Genomic DNA, 1,458 nt, shown 5'->3' on the forward strand with positions numbered 1-1,458 from the left:
TTCTGGATCGGAAAGCGAAGACAAGAGCAATTCCGGTATGTCGAGGACAACTGTATAGTCTTCACTGTAAATTGACTCCCTTTTCGTTCTTCCGTAAACTTTAAAGAGAATCGAGTGAATTCCAGGATCGAACTTCGATATGTCCCACTCGTAAGACCACTGTCCATCTTCGATTTCTATATCTTCGGCCTCCTCAATCCTTGCATCAAAGATTATCCTTGCAGAAGAAGCTCCTGAGGCAGTTCCTGTGATCGTATATGTCGAAGCAATCTTCTGAGCATATTCTAGATTGGCAATGAACTGGATTTCGGGGGATTCAACCGACTGATATTCCTCTGAAGCCACGCCGACATATACTGAGCGGGGATTCATTGTCATTAGGAGTTTTCCGTTCTCATCTACCGGATAACTTTTCGAAAGTGAGTTGAAGGTGTAAATTGGCTTGATTACCTGACCCTCAGCCAAGCCTGACTCCATGTTTGCTAGAATCCGCCGCTCACCAGCGGTATTCATTATGACGTAGATTTTTTCGTTGTCATGCTCCAGGCTGTAAGCAAAGATCCCCGGCCCGTTGGGATCTGATTTCAGGACTTCAACTCTTCCGTATCTTAATGCAGGATGCTCAAGCCTGAGTTTGGCCAAATCGCTCGTGTACTTATATAACTCAGATTGCGTTTCAAAGTGGTTCAGTCCGCCAGATTGGAAACCGTCTTCAAACATTGCCGCTCTTGTTTCAACGAAGCCCTGTTCCGTACCGTAATATACAACTGGTATCCCAGGAACAGTGAAGATGAAGGCCAGCGCCTGCTTGAGGCTTGCTAATCCCGCTCCCTTAAGAAACCTCTCCATATCATGATTATCTATGAAGGTTAAGAGTCTAGTATGGTCGAAATAACTCTGCCTTGTCTCGAGTCTGTACCCTAAATTGGCAGTAGGTTTTCCCTCCTTGAGAACACTTCGGAGCTCAATATTCAGAGGAAAATCGAGCATTGCATTCATGCCAGATTCGAAGAACTCCCCAATAACTCTTTCTCCAGTGTCTTCAAATGGGTCGCTTCTTACCCAGGCTTCACCAAATGTCAGGAAGTTCAATTTGCCGTTCTTGCTGGCGATTTCGTAAACACCTGACTCTCCATTCAAGAATTCCCTCCAGAATTCGTGGGGCACGTAGATCACGGTGTCTATTCTGAATCCATCGATGTCAGCCTCATCTATCCAGAAAGTATAAGAATCCTTCAACGCAGAGATTACTGAAGGGTTTTCCGTGTTCAGGTCATCGAGTCCCGACATCTGATAGTTGAACTTCTGATCCTGGTCGTTGAAATTAGATATGTCAGGTGTCCAGTGATAAATGTTCTCGTCTCTGTGCTCCACAAAATTGTTCAGAGAGAAGGGGTATTGCTCCGGAGAATCCGATGGAACGCTTCCCGAATTCATTTCGAATTCGCCGTCCACGAA

1 protein-coding gene is annotated in these 1,458 nt (G+C 45.4%); it reads right to left on the minus strand.

Annotated features, from left to right (window positions below):
• Nucleotides 1-1,437 (minus strand): alpha-amylase family glycosyl hydrolase (locus BG32_RS14635; RefSeq protein WP_259459786.1); only part of this gene is annotated, 1,437 nt, incomplete at its 3' end.
• Nucleotides 1,438-1,458 lie beyond the last annotated feature (21 nt).

Source organism: Mesotoga sp. HF07.pep.5.2.highcov, from assembly GCF_003666285.1.
GTDB lineage: Bacteria > Thermotogota > Thermotogae > Petrotogales > Kosmotogaceae > Mesotoga > Mesotoga prima.